The 16104-nt window shown below is 55.8% G+C and carries 17 protein-coding genes and 1 tRNA gene; all 18 read right to left on the minus strand.

From position 1 onward, the window contains the following. Positions 1–241: 241 nt before the first annotated feature. Positions 242–2131, minus strand: a complete 1890-nt coding sequence (locus tag JNK54_08525; protein ID MBL8024307.1) for an AAA family ATPase — start codon at positions 2129–2131, stop codon at positions 242–244. Between the two features lie 31 nt (positions 2132–2162). Continuing rightward, positions 2163–2474, minus strand: coding sequence for a type II toxin-antitoxin system PemK/MazF family toxin (locus JNK54_08530; GenBank protein MBL8024308.1), 312 nt, complete (start codon positions 2472–2474; stop codon positions 2163–2165). A gap of 13 nt (positions 2475–2487) precedes the next feature. Then, positions 2488–2742, minus strand: coding sequence for a hypothetical protein (locus tag JNK54_08535; GenBank protein ID MBL8024309.1), 255 nt, complete (start codon positions 2740–2742; stop codon positions 2488–2490). Positions 2743–2801: 59 nt separating this feature from the next. Beyond that, on the minus strand, positions 2802–3146 hold the full coding sequence (locus JNK54_08540) for a dihydroneopterin aldolase (protein ID MBL8024310.1): 345 nt from the start codon (positions 3144–3146) through the stop codon (positions 2802–2804). Between the two features lie 14 nt (positions 3147–3160). Continuing rightward, positions 3161–4039: a hypothetical protein gene (locus JNK54_08545; protein ID MBL8024311.1), complete on the minus strand. Its 879-nt coding sequence runs from the start codon at positions 4037–4039 to the stop codon at positions 3161–3163. Between the two features lie 355 nt (positions 4040–4394). Continuing rightward, entirely contained in the window at positions 4395–4763 is a 369-nt protein-coding gene (locus JNK54_08550; protein MBL8024312.1) for a CoA-binding protein, read from the minus strand. Between the two features lie 3 nt (positions 4764–4766). Continuing rightward, a complete protein-coding gene (locus tag JNK54_08555) occupies positions 4767–5357 on the minus strand; it encodes an arylesterase (protein ID MBL8024313.1) in 591 nt (196 codons plus the stop codon). A gap of 61 nt (positions 5358–5418) precedes the next feature. Next, positions 5419–7920: an ABC transporter permease gene (locus JNK54_08560; protein ID MBL8024314.1), complete on the minus strand. Its 2502-nt coding sequence runs from the start codon at positions 7918–7920 to the stop codon at positions 5419–5421. Between the two features lie 86 nt (positions 7921–8006). Further along, a complete protein-coding gene (locus JNK54_08565) occupies positions 8007–8705 on the minus strand; it encodes an ABC transporter ATP-binding protein (GenBank protein MBL8024315.1) in 699 nt (232 codons plus the stop codon). Next, a complete protein-coding gene (gene ettA / locus JNK54_08570) occupies positions 8702–10375 on the minus strand; it encodes an energy-dependent translational throttle protein EttA (GenBank protein ID MBL8024316.1) in 1674 nt (557 codons plus the stop codon). Before ettA ends, JNK54_08565 begins: the two co-directional genes overlap by 4 nt. Before the next feature lie 27 nt (positions 10376–10402). Further along, positions 10403–10990, minus strand: a complete 588-nt coding sequence (locus JNK54_08575; GenBank protein ID MBL8024317.1) for a M15 family metallopeptidase — start codon at positions 10988–10990, stop codon at positions 10403–10405. 9 nt (positions 10991–10999) lie between these two features. Continuing rightward, positions 11000–12148, minus strand: coding sequence for a sn-glycerol-3-phosphate ABC transporter ATP-binding protein UgpC (ugpC, locus tag JNK54_08580; GenBank protein MBL8024318.1), 1149 nt, complete (start codon positions 12146–12148; stop codon positions 11000–11002). 78 nt (positions 12149–12226) lie between these two features. Further along, positions 12227–12300 (minus strand) — tRNA-Glu (locus JNK54_08585). Positions 12301–12411: 111 nt separating this feature from the next. Next, on the minus strand, positions 12412–12603 hold the full coding sequence (locus JNK54_08590) for a hypothetical protein (GenBank protein ID MBL8024319.1): 192 nt from the start codon (positions 12601–12603) through the stop codon (positions 12412–12414). Then, entirely contained in the window at positions 12587–13240 is a 654-nt protein-coding gene (locus JNK54_08595) for a 1-acyl-sn-glycerol-3-phosphate acyltransferase (protein MBL8024320.1), read from the minus strand. The genes JNK54_08590 and JNK54_08595 overlap by 17 nt, the downstream gene beginning before the upstream one ends. Beyond that, on the minus strand, positions 13230–13913 hold the full coding sequence (locus JNK54_08600) for a (d)CMP kinase (protein ID MBL8024321.1): 684 nt from the start codon (positions 13911–13913) through the stop codon (positions 13230–13232). The genes JNK54_08595 and JNK54_08600 overlap by 11 nt, the downstream gene beginning before the upstream one ends. Beyond that, complete coding sequence (gene aroA / locus JNK54_08605) at positions 13910–15223, minus strand: 3-phosphoshikimate 1-carboxyvinyltransferase (protein ID MBL8024322.1); 1314 nt, start codon at positions 15221–15223, stop codon at positions 13910–13912. Before aroA ends, JNK54_08600 begins: the two co-directional genes overlap by 4 nt. After that, a complete protein-coding gene (locus tag JNK54_08610; GenBank protein ID MBL8024323.1) occupies positions 15220–16092 on the minus strand; it encodes a prephenate dehydrogenase in 873 nt (290 codons plus the stop codon). Before JNK54_08610 ends, aroA begins: the two co-directional genes overlap by 4 nt. Positions 16093–16104: the final 12 nt, after the last annotated feature.

The following is a 16104-nucleotide window of genomic DNA, read 5'->3' on the forward strand; positions in this document are numbered from 1 at the left end:
GACTACGGATCAAGCTATCCTGCCGTTCAAGAGCCCGCGCCTACGCTCAAATCTACTATAGAGACCCGGCTTTTTGCCTTAAGAACTTGTAAATCTTTTGTAAACTTATTTTTCCCCTACATCCCCCTAAAAACCAATGGCTTTCTACCCGGAACAAGGGACTTTGGCCAAAGGGGTCGCTATTGTACAATTATGCAACGTTTCCGCCATTTGGCTTAAAATGAAATTATTTTTTGGTCGGCTATTGGGATATCCACTCCCAGGCGCTTCGGTGTTCGCCATGGGTTTGGACGTAATCGAGGAAAGCTTCGTAAAACCGATGTCGGCCAATGGTTGCGGAATCCCCCACCACCACGAGCAAGCGGCGCGCCCGGGTCATGGCCACGTTCATTCGGCGGGTATCGGACAGGAACCCCACCTCCCCTTGATCGTTCGATCGGACGAGGGACAGGAGGATCACCTCTTTTTCCCTGCCCTGAAACCCGTCCACGGTGCCCACTTCCAACCCGGGGGGAACCTGGTGGCGCAGGTGGCGGACCTGGGCCGCGTAGGGGCTGATGAGGGCCGCCCAATGGGGTTTGACTCCGGCCTCCGCCAATTCGTTCCACAACTTCAACACCAACCGGGCCTCGCCCTCATTCTCACGACTGTCCATGAGCTCGTTCCATGTTTCATTGAAATTGGTCCCCGCGGTGTCCACAAACACCAAGCGAGCGCCCGTGAGCCCGGTGGGAGAAACGTGGGGGATGTCCAGGAGAGAATGGTCTTGAACCGATTCGTGGGCCACAAGTTTATTCTCGTAAAACTGGGCCGAGGAAAATCCCATGATCTCTTTGTTCATACGATACTGAACACGCAAAAGTGTTTGAAGATTTTCCGGCAAATCCGGTTGGAGTCGTTCCATGAGCGTGGTTTTCAGTCCCCGGTCCGCGGCCTCTTTCGAATGGATGGTGGGCGGCAATTGCAAGGGGTCCCCCGCCATAACCACCTTTTCCGCCAACAGAATCGGAATCCACGAAAGAGGTTCCGTGGCCTGGCTCGCTTCGTCTAAACAAACCACATCGAACCGTTCTGAATTCAACAGAGCCCCAATCCCTCCGTGAGTCGCTAAAACCACGTCGGCTTTTTGAATGATCCGTTTCGAAATGGATTTTTCAATCGCCCGGGCTTCTTTCCACAGCGCTTTAATTTCACGCTTCAACGCTTTATCTTCTTCGATGGGAAGTCGGCCTTGCCCGCGATACCGCTGGACCACCAACCGTTCCCGATCCCGATCCATCAAGCGGATCACCTTCTGGTCCGGATGTTCATCGAGCTGGGCCATCAGCGTGGCGTGACGAAGGTTTTCCAAAATTCGCGCCGGATGACCCAAGCGAACCACGTTCAGTCCCGCGTCCAAAAGTTTTTCCAGCATGTTGTCCACGGCAATGTTGGAGGGGGCGGTGGCCAAAACGGATTTCCCCTTAGCCACGGCCTGACGAATAATCTCCGCCAGCACCGTGGTCTTCCCCGTGCCCGGGGGCCCATGGATGAGGGCAATGTCTTGGGCCGCCAGGGCAGAGCGAACGGCGTCCCGCTGAAAATCGTTCAGTCGGTCATTTAAAAAATGGATTTCGGGGAGAGCACCCATAGAAGCCGATTCATTCCCCAGAAGGATTTCGCGGAGTTCACCCAGACGGCCGCCTTGGCGAAGGACAATGTCCAGCGCGCGGCGCATGCGTTTGTAGGTGGCGTCGGACCCCAAAAGATCGATGCGGCATTTCCCGGAGGGCTCTTCCAACAGTTCTTCATTGAGCGCCACCGTCACCCGGTAATCTTCCACGTGATAGAGGGTTCCCTCTTTAGAAAATTCACCGTTCAGGAACGTGACGCGAACCAAGTCGCCCTGGTCCATGGCGTGAAAAGGCGAAAGGGTTTCCCCTTGAGCCATGCGGGAAAGAACCAACAAAGGAAGCCCCCCCACCCCCACGTCTCGCCGTTCGATCGACAACCGGGCCACGGTTTTCCCCAACTGCTCCCGCATCTCCACAGGCCACCGATCCAGTTCCCGCTTGTTGTCTTCTTTCTCCGCGTCCCGCTCCATTTCAAGCAGGTCCATGAGAGTATTGAAATGGTTGTCGGGATCAATCATCGGGGCGGGAAAGAGGAAAAATATTTCTCGGTTAGATAAAATCCATAGCTTTCCGCAGGTTTCGTTCAACCCGGCGAAAATCTGTTGGGGACAACTTTCCAAAAGATTGGAGAATCATGGAGGATTTAATGGTTCGGACAATTCCCGTCACGATGGATGGGAAGAGGAGTCCCGCGTCTTCCCAATCCTCAACAAAAGTGTCGCCAACGAAAACCCTTTCGGTGTTGCTGGTGATGGCGGCCAAAAGGACTTCCTGCCTACTTTTGTGATACGCCTCCGCGCTAATAACAAGGGCAGGTCTCTTTTTTGATCCTCCCCCTTGAGCAAAGGAAAATTCAACCAAGACGACCTCTCCCCTATGACATTTTGTCATAAGCGGCGTCTTTGTCATTGTCCCAAAGGTCCTTTAGAACGGGGTCATTCGATAGGAAGGAGGAAAGGGAAGAAACGGATTTTTGTTCTGTTTCCCGACTCAGTCGTTCCCGCACACTTTCAAGAACGTATTTCCGAATCGTCATCCCATGAAGGGCGGCGCACACTTTAATGCGCCGATGTTCTTTGGGATCCACATCCACACTGACTCGTTCTCGTCGCGGTTGAGAAATGGGCATAAGCTGTACCTCCACGGAAGACAATATTACCATTACACAAATGTGTCAAGGCACAAAAGTCACGGCCGGTGAATTTGGACTCCAGCCCAGGAGAGGCCTGGGAGAGCCCTTTTTTTTACAAGCACGGTCACCGAAGTGAGTTTGAATTTCCACAACAGAAGATCCGCCGTCTGTTCCGCCACGGCTTCGGCTAATTTAAAAGTTCGGGGCCCCAAGGTGTTCCTGATCAAATCGCAGGCTTCTGCGTAATCGATCGAAGCGGATAAATTGTCCCCCTTCCCCGCGTCCGCCAAGGGCAATTCGAGAGTCACGTCCATCTCGATCCGTTGGGGGAACGCCCGTTCCTCTTCTGTGCAACCCACTTTGAGCCACACCTCCAAACCCGATAAAATCAGTTGGTCCACAAAATTCTCCTTCGTCACGGTTTTAGCCCCACATACTCCAGTTCCAACGGTTCGGTCCCCGTGTTTTCAAAATAGTAGGCCGTGTCCGGGGGAATCGCCAGATAGCCATAATGAAGGGCCGCTTCCGTCTGCCCCGTGTAGGCGATCCCCTTCCCCCGTTTCGGGCGGAAGACGAGACGCGCCCCGTCTTCCCGCAACGTCACCGTTCGAGATCCCGGAGGAATTGAAAATGAACCGGATCGCAACGGTGGAGAACTCGGAACCAGGTCCAAGGAACGGTAAAACACCTGGACGTCCGGTTTCCCAGTGCCCGCGTGTTCCTGAGGCGCGACCACGGACAAATCTCGTCCTCGGGTTTTCTTCGGCGTGGTTTCACACGCTTTTAAGAGAACAACTTCGTCCCGGAGAAAGGCTTCCTTCAGCCCGCGCTCCCCGGGGGGAGTGTTGAACAGGAGTCGGGTTTCTGTTTGGCCACAAAGGTCTTTGAACGTGCGCAGGGTTTCCCAATAGAGTTGACTTTCCACAACCCCTTCGCGTTTCTTATCGTTCACGCCACGAACCAAGGCCTTTATTTGTTCACGGTAGAGGGTCCATTGGCGCGCCACCCGCTCCCGCGCGTCATCGTCCGGATCGGGAGCGCGCCCCAGGGCCACAAGCCGCTGCATTTTCTGGCACGCCCCGCGGAGTGAGCCCAAATCATTTTCCAAATTCGTCGGAGGTGTGGCCCCTTTAACCGCATAGTTTTCATGCAAAGAGCGTAACCGTCCTTCCGCCGCCACAATCACCCGCTCGTAATCCGACGCCACAGACCGGATCCGTTCCACCGCCAACTGATGAATCTCTTCTTTACTGGACAAAAACGCCGCCCGATCCGCCCCCCCCGCGTGAACCATCCCCCCAAAAAACAAGAGTAATCCAAGGAGTAAAAACTTCCCTCGAGAAAAATAAAATGAGGTTTCCCAGTTCTTTTTTGAGAGAAATGTGATTCTCGAATTTTTCTTTTCTATTCCCCATTGAGGCGTTTCGAGCACGATTTTGTGACACAAGCGGGGCCGGACCTGCCCGATCCGGCCCGAAGGCTTTTGAGGGCCGGGAGTTGGTCCGGCCTCTGGCACAAAATCGCGCGCAAGCCGACGGGGCCCGTTTCTTTTGGTTACTTTTCTTTGCGGGTCCAAAGAAAAGTAACCCGGGGTGGGAGGGGGTGGAGCCCCCTTGCTTTGAAATCTAGGGGCCGCCGCAAAATTTCGGTTAAATATCCGCGGCATGATACCCGAGGTCCACGATGCTGCACGCTCGAAGCGGATCCAACCCCAACGCTTTGGCCCGCTCGATCAGTTCCGGACTTTCTGTTCCCGGATTCAAGAAAAGTTCTTTAGGATTTTTCTTGGCGATGTCTTCAATAATTTGGAGACCCGCTCCCGGTGGGATGTACAGCGTGACGCGGTCCAAAGGTTCCGGCACGTCGCGGATGGATTTATAGACCGGGAGCCCCTCAATCTCTGTTTCCCGGGGATGGACAGGAAACACCCGATATCCCGCCTTCAGGTGAGCACGAACAGACTTGTTCCCAAACTTGGTTCGATCCAATGAAGCGCCAATCACCGCCACTGTTTTCATGGGTTAGTCCTTCTTAAGAACTTGTTCTACATACGGCAAAATGTTTCGCGCCACCTGCTCATGCCCCCGCGGATTGGGGTGAATCATATCCGAAAGATTCAGGGCGGGATCCCCCGCCACACCCTCCAACATGAACGGGACCAAAATCGCCCGGTTTTTTTTCGCCACCCGTTTAAATAGTTTAGCGTAGTCGGAGGCGTAAGAGAAACCTAAATTGGGAAACGTTTTCATTCCGCAGAGAACCACCGTCGCCCCCGCCAACTGACATTGGGCCACGATCTCATTCAAATTCTTTTCCATATCCGCCAATCGTTTCCCCTGAAACGTATCGTTCGATCCCAACCCCACGATCACCACCCGGGGTTTTTCCGCCAGACTAAAATTCAATCGCGCTAACGCGTCAAAGGTCGTATCCCCCGAATGGCCAGCGTTCGTTACGTTCACAGTGTAGCCCTTGGCCCGCAGTTCCCGTTCCAAAACCGCGGGATAGGCCTCCCGGTCTGGGTCTTCTAAATCTTTCCCGGCCGTTAGGCTATCCCCAAAAGCCACGATTCGAATCCCGTGAGACACCGGTGTCGTCGGAAGGGAACTCATGGGTTGTTCAGAAGAGCCGCACGCCATGAGAAAGAAAAGACATCCCCACACCCCCAAAAATTTATTCATGCCGCAACACCTCCATGGGCGAGGTAAGGAACGCGCCCCGGGTCACCACCCAGGAGAGTAACACAATCCCCCCCACCGCCGCTCCCAGAAGAAGTCCTGTGACCCCAGGAAATAATTCCAACCGCAACTCGAAGACCCGTTGAAGCAGAAGAGCGCTGGCCGTCACGCCCAAAACCCAGGCCGCCAAGGCTCCGGCCCCCGCAATAACAGTGTATTCGATCAAAGCCACGGTCACCACCTGTTGCCGAGTGGCCCCCAACGCTCGAAACAAAGCCGTCTCCCGCGTTCGAGAAACCAACGACGCCAGTAAACTCGATAAAAGCAAGAGAACCCCCGCGGATAAACTGAAAATCCCCAACGCCCGAACCACTCGACCCAGACGCTGAAACAACCGACCCGTAAGCGCGGCCACGTCCGAAAGATCAACCACTGTCACGTTCGGAAGCGCCTGGGCCAGCCGATTTTGGAGATTAGGCAAATTTTCTTTCGGCAGGGAAAGACCGGACATGAGCGTGTGGGGAACCTCTTCCAACAGACCCGGACGAAAATAAAAGTAAAAAAACGGTTGGCGAACAGATTGGTTGATGGAGCGGAAAGAAGAAATTGTGGCGGTAAAGCGCCGCCCCAAAAGAGAAATCGTCATTCGGTCGCCCCGTTTCAATCCAAACCGTTTTTTATACGTATCAAAAACAGACACCTGGGGCCCTGGAACACGAGGATCCCACAAACCAGGGCCATCCACAACGGTGTCGGTGGGAAGGAGGTCTTCGCCATAGGTAAAACCATACTCCCGCGTCAGTCGGTCGCCGCGCCCCCCCCGGTCGCCCCGTTGGTTCATGGCTTGAACCGGAGTTTCGTTCACCGCCACCACCCGGCCCCGAATTAAAGGAAAAAGACGGGCCCCGGGCCGCTGGACAATTTTTCGAAAGGAGGAGGCCTGGGTCGGTTGAATGTTAATGAAAAACGCGTTCGGCGCGTCAGGAGGAAAGCTCTCAATCATTTGGGAAAAGAGGTTTCGTTCCAAAAGGAAGAGCGTCAATAGAACGGTTAAGGAAATGGCCACAGAAAGAACCACCGCGTCGTTTAAATTTCCCGGCCGAGCCAATCCCCGTGCCGCGAGACGCATTGTCGTGGAATGAAATCGGGAAAGACTCCAACGCAACCCTCCCATGGCCAACGCCACGATCCCCACACCTCCACCCACCAAGAGAGCGAGGGCGCCCACGTATTGGGCGGCCAGGAGAGGCCGACCGATTTGGACCCACGCCAAAACAAAAAAACCCACCAGCCCCAGGACGAGAACCCCCGCCGCACGAAAACGACGGGGAGGAAACGAAGGGACGTCATCGGATAAAATGGTATTGGGGGCCAAGTCCCCAAGTTTAAGGAGAGGCCAAAGGGTGAACAGGAGACCCGCTCCCAACCCCACCGCCCCGGACTGAAGAAGAGCCTGAACCGGGAAAGAGGGCAACAATCCACTGGGAAGGAGATCCCCAAAAAGGGAGAGAAGAAGCGTGGCCAAAGCCCGACTTAAAAGGAGCGCCAGGCCCAGCCCGACCACCGCCAACCCCCCGACCCACGCGAGCCAAGCGCGGTAAACAAACCCCCGGGGTGCCCCCAAGGCAAACACCATCCCTAAACTTTTTGTTCCCGCGTTCAACGCCGCCGAAAGGGCCGTGGCCGCGCCGATTCCCCCCAACGTTAAAGTCAACATCGCCAAGAAATCCAAATAGAGGAGAGTGGTTTGGATGAATTTCAGAATACCTGGGTTGTCCGTTGTCCAGCTGGCCACCTCGGTGGTTTCCGCGGAAGCACGCTCTTTAACCTCCGCTAAGGTTTTGGGCAGGTCCAATCCTGGGGGAAGGTTGATGTAAAGCGTGTTGGACGCCCGGCTGCCCGGCGCCATCAATCGGGAAGAGGTGAGATCTTCGAGCGTCATAAAGACAGTGGGAGAAAGTTCAAAAAAAGATGTGGGCACATCGGTCCGCTCCACCACCGTATCAACGATAGGAAGGCTGATCGCTCCCAATTTCAGTGTATCCCCCACAGCCAATTTCCAGGTCTTTAAAAGCCGATCGCTGGCCACAAGGGCCCCGGGTCGTAACACCTCATGAAAGGGACGACCGGACCCGGTTGTGATTTTCCCGTAAAGGGGATACCCGCGGCTCACGGCCGATAGGGTAACCTGTCCCGTTTTTTGAGCGGCGGGGTGTTGGGCCATGGAGAGAGTATCGATGGATCGCGCCAGGGTCAGCCCCCCCCAACGGTTGGTGGCCCAATTCGCCACATCGTTCAAAACGACCTCACTGCCCTTGACGGTGATGTCCGCAGCCCATAGATCCTTAGCTTGGGCCGTGACCGTTTTTTTCACCACCCCCGACACCCCGGCTAAGGCCATAAGACTCGCCGTCCCCACCGCAATGGAAAGGGCAAAAAGCGCCGCGTAAACCGGACGATAGCGAATTTCTCGAAGGGCAAACGGAAGGGAGGTCAAAGGATAGGTCCTCTCGGAAGACGTTTCATCTTTCTGGGAAATGGGGAAGGATCGAGAACCAAATTAACCATAATTTAAAATAAGATTTAATTTCCCGTTTCCAACCGCCCATCTTTCATATGGAGGCAACGATGGCCCCGTGCGGCGATGGCGGGGTCGTGGGTCACGAGAAGAAGTGTCCTTCCCTCCTTGACCGTGTGTTCCTCCAAAAGGGCCAACACCCGCTCCCCATTTTTGGAGTCGAGGTTCCCCGTGGGCTCATCAGCAAAAACGACAGCGGGGTCATTGATCAGCGCTCGGGCAATGGCAGCCCGCTGTTTTTCCCCACCGGATAATTTCCCAGGAAGGAAATCAGCACGGGCCCAGAGATCGACCCGCTCCAAGAGTTCCCGGGCCTTAGCGGCATGGGAAAAACCATCTCGATGGAACGCCAGGGGTAGCTGAACGTTTTCCAAAACCGTGAGGCTGGGGACCAGGTGGAAGGATTGAAAAACAAATCCGACTTTCTCCCGACGAATACGCGCCAGATCTTTTTCTTCCCGTTGGTCCAAACGTTCCCCATCCAAGAGGATTTCTCCGGAAGTGGGTCGATCCAATCCCGCCAAAAGGGAAAGAAGCGTCGATTTCCCTGATCCCGAAGCCCCCTGGAGGACCAAAAAATCTCCGCGGGGAACGTCCAACGAAATGTCGTTTAAAACAGGGAGAAGCCCCTGATCGGTAGGGAAAGATTTATGGACGCGGCGCGCCGAAAGGATTTGAGATCCGGGGCGCTGGGGTTCGTTCAACGGAGTGATAATTTTTTGTACTTGGACCGCCGGTTTTCTTCGCGGCCCCCATTTTCTTCCAAATGTTTCGCGTGGTATTCCTCAAAGTTCCCATCAAACCAGCGAAGCTTTCCGTCCCCTTCAAACACCAGCAAATGCGTACAAACACGATCCAGGAAAAACCGATCGTGACTGATGACGAGAACGCAACCGGAATAGTCCAACAAAGCGTCTTCCAAGGCGCGGATCGTGTCCACGTCCAAATCGTTGGTGGGTTCGTCCAAGAGAAGAACGTTCCCCCCAGTCAGCATCTGTTTGGCCAGGTGAAGACGGTTCCGTTCACCTCCGGAGAGCGATCCCACCTTCTTTTGCTGGTCGGGACCCCGGAAATTGAACCGGGTCAAATACACCCGGGCCGGAACTTCTTTCCCCCCGATGTTGAGGATGTCCACGCCACCCGATATCTCCTGGAACACATTGTTCGTGGGGGTCAGAGTTTCCCGTTTCTGGTCCACATAAGAGAAAACCACGGACTCCCCGATTTCCAGTTGGCCGGAATCCGGTTTTTCCTGCCCCGTGATCATGCGCAGCAACGTGGTCTTTCCCACCCCGTTTGGACCCACAAGGCCCACGATGGCCCCCCGGGGAACGTCAAAGGTGACGTCTTTCAGCAACAGATTGTCACCGTACGATTTGGAAAGGTCCGTGGCGCGGATCACTTTATTCCCTAACGGCGGGCCAGGGACCACTTCGATATCCAAACTGTCCGCGTGAATTTCGTGTTTCTCCGCCGCTAGGCTCTCATACGCCGTGACGCGGGCCTTGTTTTTCGCTCGCCGACCGGAAGGGCTTTGGCGAAGCCACGCCAGTTCTTTTTCTAAATGTTTTCTCATCCCGGAAGAACGTTTGTCCTCATCCGCGGCCCGTTTCGCCTTCGCTTCCAACCATTTGTTGTAGTTGCCTTCAAAGGGAATCCCTTTCCCATGATCCAATTCCAAAATCCACTGGGTGATGTTGTCCAAAAAGTAACGGTCGTGGGTCACGATAATGACGTTCCCGGGATAATCTTTCAACGTCTGTTCCAACCAGGAAACCGTTTCGGCGTCCAGGTGATTGGTGGGTTCGTCCAATAAAAGCATGTCCGGCTTTTTCAAAAGCAACTTACACAGAGCCACCCGGCGCGCTTCTCCCCCTGACAACACCGCGCAGGAAGTTTCGTCCGGAGGCAACACCAGGGCGTCCATGGCAACGTCCACCTGGCGTTTCAGGTTCCACCCGTCCACGGCTTCGATTTGTTCTTGAAGGCGCCCCATCTTCTCAAGAGCTTTTTCCATGTCTTCCGGGGACAGTTCCCCGGACATGCTGTCGGAAATCTTATCGTAGTCCGCCAACATTTTCTTGATGTCGGCGAAAGCTTCTTCGACTTCTTCCCGCACCGTCTTGGAGGAGTCCAGCCGGGGTTCCTGGGGCAGATACCCCAAGGTCGCTCCTTTCTTGAGCTCGGCTTTCCCCATGAAATCTTTTTCTTCACCCGCCATGACGCGGAGAAGAGTGGATTTCCCGGACCCGTTTTCACCCACGATGCCGATCTTGGCCTTGTGGTAAAAGGAGAGATAAATCCCTTCAAATAATTTTTTAGGTCCATACGATTTGGAAAGGTCTTCAATGGTAAAAATATATTCGCCAGCCATGGGAACGCCTCGCTTATGTGATGTAACCTATCGTTTTTTTGTTGAAAGGGGATGGAACGCGGCGCGGGCCTGTTCGTTCCCGATAAACCGCCAGTGCCAGGGTTCGTGATTCACCCCTTGCGTATTGTTCGGCGGGAAGGAAAGTTCATACCCGAACCGCCCGGCATGAAGCAAAAGCCAGCGGGACGCGGGGGTGGATTGAAATTTCTGATCCACATCCGCGCTTCGAGTGTTTAAATCCCCGATGTCCAACGTCCATCCTGTGGCGTGTTCGGAATGCCCGTGAGGAGCCACCCAACGAGCGGCTTTTCGTTCCGAACCGTACCGTTTCACCGCCCGGTCAAACAATTTTTTTTGGTAGTTCACAGGGCGAAACCCCGAAATAGGGACGATCCCCACCCCATCGGCCCGAGCCGCCTCCACCATCTTTAAAAAAGCTGTGGCCGCCGATGAACGCAACTGGACCATCCGCCCCGTGTCCCGATAACGCCCCACATCGATGAGATCTGCCGCGGGAGCCTCTGGATAAGCCCGGTGACCAAACTTTTCTGCCGCCTGCCCGCGCCCCACCGTTAAGAGGAGCAGAAGCAGACCAAAGAATCGTGCACTAATCACGGCGAAAAATCAGGCAGGAACGCTTTGGACTGGCGGAACCGACCGAGGCGCCGGCTTCAGAAACGCTTGGCCCGTTTGGCTGTCAAACAAATGCATCCGCTCGAGATTGATGACCAGCTCCATTTGTTTACCAGCTTCAGCTTTAACATAGGAGGGAACGCGCACCACCAGATCCACAGTTCCGGACTTTAAGTACAAATAGACTTCCGACCCCATGGGCTCAACCACGTCCACGACCGCGTTCACGCTCGAGTTATGGGGAACCGGGTAATTGTAGAAAAGACGATCATAGAGATCTTCCGGCCGAATTCCGAAAACAACTTCTTTCCCCACGTGGGGTCGAACCGCTTCAATCAGGGATTTCGGTACGACCAATGTGAAGGACGCATGCCGGAGGCGGATGCCCCCTTTGGACGCTTCCACCATCACGGGGAAAAAATTCATGGGTGGGTTCCCGATGAATCCGGCAACAAATTTATTCGCGGGGCGTTCATACAATTCCAAGGGGGGAGCCACCTGCTGAACTTCCCCGTCTTTCATCACACAAATCCGGTCCCCCATGGTCATGGCTTCCACCTGATCATGGGTGACGTAAATAATCGTGGTTTTCAACCGCTCGTGAAGTTTGGAGAGTTCCAATCGCATCTGGACCCGCAGTTTGGCGTCCAAGTTGGATAGCGGCTCGTCAAATAAAAAGACCCGGGGCTTCCGCACGATCGCCCGGCCCACCGCGACCCGTTGCCGCTGGCCCCCGGAAAGGGCCCGGGGTTTCCGTTCCAAGTAAGAACCCAGATTCAGAATCTCAGCGGCCTCGTTCACGCGTTGGCGAATTTCGGATCGCGAATAACCTCGCAGTTTTAAACCGAAGGCCATATTTTCGTAAACCGTCATGTGGGGATAAAGGGCGTAGTTCTGGAACACCATGGCGATATCACGATCTTTGGGTCGCACGTGGTTAATCACACGGCCATCGACGATGATTTCACCACCGGTGACCTCTTCCAGCCCCGCGATCATACGAAGCGTGGTCGATTTCCCGCATCCAGAAGGGCCCACAAGAATAAAAAATTCCTTGTCCGGAATATCGAGGTTAATGTTTTTTACGATCTGGTGATCGCCAATGTTTTTGACAATATTTTTTAGAACAACACGTGCCATGGATGTGCCGCCCTTTTCCGTTGGTTGAATCTTCACACGGTCGAGTCCGCTCGAACCGTCATCAGAGCATCAGCAAAGTGGCCCGTACGGGATTCGAACCCGTGATTTCCGCCTTGAGAGGGCAGCGTCCTGGGCCACTAGACGAACGGGCCGCTTTGCCGACGATCCGCTACGCGGCCGACGGGAGATAGAATAGAGCGTTCATTATACCCCCCCGCCCGGAAGAAAGTAAAGCGATTTTGCCTGAAACCGGGCCCGTTCTATTAAAGGCGTCGAGAAAGTTGGCGGAGACGAATGGCCACCCCGACACCGCCGGCCACCAGAACACCAAACGCGATTTTCCCTGATGTTTGGTCTAATACTCGAAGCAAGTAGGGCAGGACGATTACGAAGAGGAGAAGATAGAGAACCGCAAAGATGAGGGATTGAAGAACAGATCTAACCTGTGCGTCCACGAAAATCCTCCTGAAGACCTCGAATGGAGTCCATGATTCGGACCGAAAACGTTTCCGGTGTTTCACCAGGAAGACCGGTGAGGGGCGCTCCAAAAATGACGGAAACCTGGGGAAAACGCCACAGGCGGTGAGTCCCATGAACGTACACCGGAACCACCGGGACCCCACTTTTCACGGCGAGAAGCCCCAACCCCGCTTTCGGTTTTCCCAGCACACCACCCTTTTGACGTCTCCCTTCGGGAAACATGATCATGGCTCCCCCCGCGGCGAGAATTCGCTGAGCGGTCCGAAAAGCCCCCACATCCCCCTCTTTCCGCCGAATGGGAAAGGCGTTCACCCGACGGATCAACCAACCGAAAATGGGAGCTTTAAATAATTCTTCTTTCGCCATGAAATACAACGGGCGGGAAAGACTGGACCCCACCAGGGGTGGGTCGGCAAACGACGCGTGGTTGGACGCGAACAATAACGCCCCATGCAGTGGAACATGTTCTTGGCCCCGGACCCGTCGCCGCCACAACACTTTGAAAACGATACGAAAGATCGTGTGCCCCCCCCAGTAAAGACACCGGGACAGGAAACCGTAAAAACCGCCAACATCCAAGACGAACCGATCGTCTTTCGGCTCAGCGGTCACGAAATGTTTTGCGGTGTACCCACGCGAGGAGAAGTTTCTTGACGCGAGTTCGGGAATCCCGCGTGGTGTCGAGGACCACCGCGTCCGACGCGGCCCGCAAAGGAGACACCGCCCTGGTCCGGTCCCGGTGGTCCCGTTCCCGAATGGCGGTTTCGATGGCGGCAAGACTCTGTTTTGTTTTACCCGATTTAAGCTCCTTCCAGCGACGACGGGCCCGTTCTTCAACAGAGGCGTCCAGAAAAAATTTGAGGTCCGCTTTTGGCAAAACAACCGTTCCGATATCACGCCCTTCCATCACCACCCCGCCCCCCCGGGCCATCCGCCGTTGCGCGCGCACCAAAAATGTCCGCACCTCCGGAACCGTGGCCAACCGACTGGCGGCTTGGCTCACTTCCGGGGTTCGGATCGCAAGCGAGGCGTCCTCCCCGTTCACCAACAACCGAGGAAGCTTTTCTTCGCTGAAAGAAAGTTTAATTCGAGGAAGCAGTTTTCGAACCTTCGCCCGGTGATCCGGCGGAAGACCCGCCCGGAGCGCCGCCCAGGCAACGCCCCGGTACATGGCCCCGGTGTCGATGTAGCGCAGAGCCAGTGCCTGGGCCAAGTCCCGTGCGGAAGTGGACTTCCCCGCCCCGGCCGGCCCGTCAATGGCGATGGTCAGTGGCCGTGCTTTCATGAGGATTGAACCCGGAGGCGTTCAAGATCTTGCCAAAACGTGGGGTAAGAAATATCCACACAGTCGGCATTGGCGATTTGGGTTTCCCCTCGAGCGATTAGTCCCGCGACAGCAAAAGTCATGGCCAATCGATGGTCACCGGCCGAATCCAAAAGAGCCCCTTTCAACGGTGTCGGTCCCGTGAGGCGCAGCCCGTCCGGAAGTTCCTCCACCTGCGCCCCCATGGCCGAAAGACCCTTGGCGATATGGGCCAATCGATCGGATTCTTTGACTCGAAGTTCCCCCGCTCCTCGGATTTCCGTGACGCCTTCCGCCTGAGTCGCGGCCAAAGCCAAAATGGGAACCTCGTCCACCAACCGGGGCATGATGTCCGCCCCAAAAGTTGTCCCCCGCAATCCCCCATGACGGATCAGGAGATCTGTAATGGGTTCACCGCCCGCCACCAAGGACCGCTCCCGATGAATGGAGGCCCCCATTTTTTCCAACACTTCCAAAACGCCATCCCGGGTCGGGTTGGTGTTCACGTTCCGAAGCATCAGTTCAGATCCAGGCGCGATCAAGGCCGCCACCATAAAAAAAGCCGCGCTCGAAATATCCGATGGCACCACCCAGTCCTGGGGTTTCAAAGTTTGCCCACCGGCCACCGATACACGCCGCTCATCAATGGTCAACCGAATCCCCGCAGCCGAGAGCATGCGCTCCGTGTGGTCACGGGACCGAAAGGGTTCTTCCACTGTGGATGTCCCCTCCGCGTAAAGGCCCGCCAGCAAAACACACGATTTCACCTGCGCACTGGCCACCGGGCTTTTCCATTCAATCGCGCGAAGCGGCCGGCGGCCATGAACGTGCAGAGGGGCTAAACATCCTTTGCGCGCTGTAATTTCAGCGCCCATTTTCACGAGAGGGTCAACCACGCGAGCCATGGGACGATTGGAGAGGCTCTTGTCTCCCATAAGTTTCGTGGCGAAAGGTTGCCCCGCCAACACACCGGCGATCAAACGCAAGGTGGTCCCTGAATTCCCGCAATAGAGATGATCCCCGGCGGGTTCCCTCAACCCGTAAAGACCGCGGCCCACCACAATCCATTCGCCTTTGGGGTTGGATTCGATACTCACGCCCAAGGTTCGGAACGCCTCGGCGGACCGCTCGCAGTCATCGGCCACCAAAGGGTGAACAATCCGCGATGTCCCCTGGGCCAACGCGGCAAGGAAAACGGCACGATGGGTGATGGATTTATCGGGTGGTGGTCGCAGTTCCCCGCGCAACGCCCCACCGGGAACCACCACACGACTGGATGTGGAAAGAGTCATGCCTTCTCCTGAGATCGAAAAGCGACGTTCAACGTTTGAGCCCGACGCAAATCCGCCAAGGGCCACCGCCCGCGGGCCAAGCGATTAATTTCCTTTGAAAAAAGTCGAAGAGCCGCCCGAACCGCCCGATCGTTCATGCGAAATATTTCGTGCCAGAGAGCCGGATCCGCACCCGACACCCGCGTCGCGTCACGGAAACTTCCCGCCGCCAATTCTTTCAACAGCGCAACACCCCCCGCCCCCCCGTTCTCTCGCCCTGCCGAAAGAATCAACGCGTCCGCAATCAAATGGGGGAGATGGCTCACCAACGCCACCGCCCGGTCGTGGGTCTCGGCGTCCACCAGGACAGGGCGAGCCCCCACCGACTTCCAAAATTTCACCGCTTGAATCACACGAGGTCCAGGGGTTTGGGCGGTGGGGGTAATGGCGCACACGGCGTTTTTGTAGAGGTCTGCCCGGGCGTTTTGAACCCCGGTTTTTTCCGATCCAGCCATGGGGTGAGCGCCCACAAAAACGGGCCCGTTCTCCCCAAGGAAAAGAGGATCCAACGCGCGGACCAGGGGCCCCTTCACGCTTCCCACATCCATCAAGAGCGCCTTCCCGGAGGAAAGAAACCGCCGCGACGCCCGAACCAACGGAACAATTTTATCAACGGGCGCGCAAAATACTACGACCGAAGCCCCATCCAACGCGCGTGCCGGGTCCGTAAACCCCTCGTGCAGCACACCCCGCCGACGCGCCTCACGGAGCGTTTCTTCCCGACGGGCCAATCCCACCACACGCGCCCCGCCGCGTTTTCGCAACGCCAATCCCAGGGATCCCCCCATTAAACCCACGCCCACCAGAACGATTCGGTTTGGGGGAGGCAAGACGCGGTCTCC

It is taken from the genome of Elusimicrobiota bacterium, from assembly GCA_016788905.1.
Taxonomy (GTDB): Bacteria; Elusimicrobiota; Elusimicrobia; order FEN-1173; family FEN-1173; genus JADKHR01.

Coding starts and splice junctions, on each gene's coding strand:
- JNK54_08525 (MBL8024307.1), bottom strand. CDS start 2,131: ATGATTGATCCCGACAACCATTTCAATACTCTCATGGACCTGCTTGAA.
- JNK54_08535 (MBL8024309.1), bottom strand. CDS start 2,742: ATGCCCATTTCTCAACCGCGACGAGAACGAGTCAGTGTGGATGTGGAT.
- JNK54_08545 (MBL8024311.1), bottom strand. CDS start 4,039: ATGGTTCACGCGGGGGGGGCGGATCGGGCGGCGTTTTTGTCCAGTAAA.
- JNK54_08550 (MBL8024312.1), bottom strand. CDS start 4,763: ATGAAAACAGTGGCGGTGATTGGCGCTTCATTGGATCGAACCAAGTTT.
- JNK54_08555 (MBL8024313.1), bottom strand. CDS start 5,357: ATGAGTTCCCTTCCGACGACACCGGTGTCTCACGGGATTCGAATCGTG.
- ettA (MBL8024316.1), bottom strand. CDS start 10,375: ATGGCTGGCGAATATATTTTTACCATTGAAGACCTTTCCAAATCGTAT.
- ugpC (MBL8024318.1), bottom strand. CDS start 12,148: ATGGCACGTGTTGTTCTAAAAAATATTGTCAAAAACATTGGCGATCAC.
- JNK54_08600 (MBL8024321.1), bottom strand. CDS start 13,913: ATGAAAGCACGGCCACTGACCATCGCCATTGACGGGCCGGCCGGGGCG.
- aroA (MBL8024322.1), bottom strand. CDS start 15,223: ATGACTCTTTCCACATCCAGTCGTGTGGTGGTTCCCGGTGGGGCGTTG.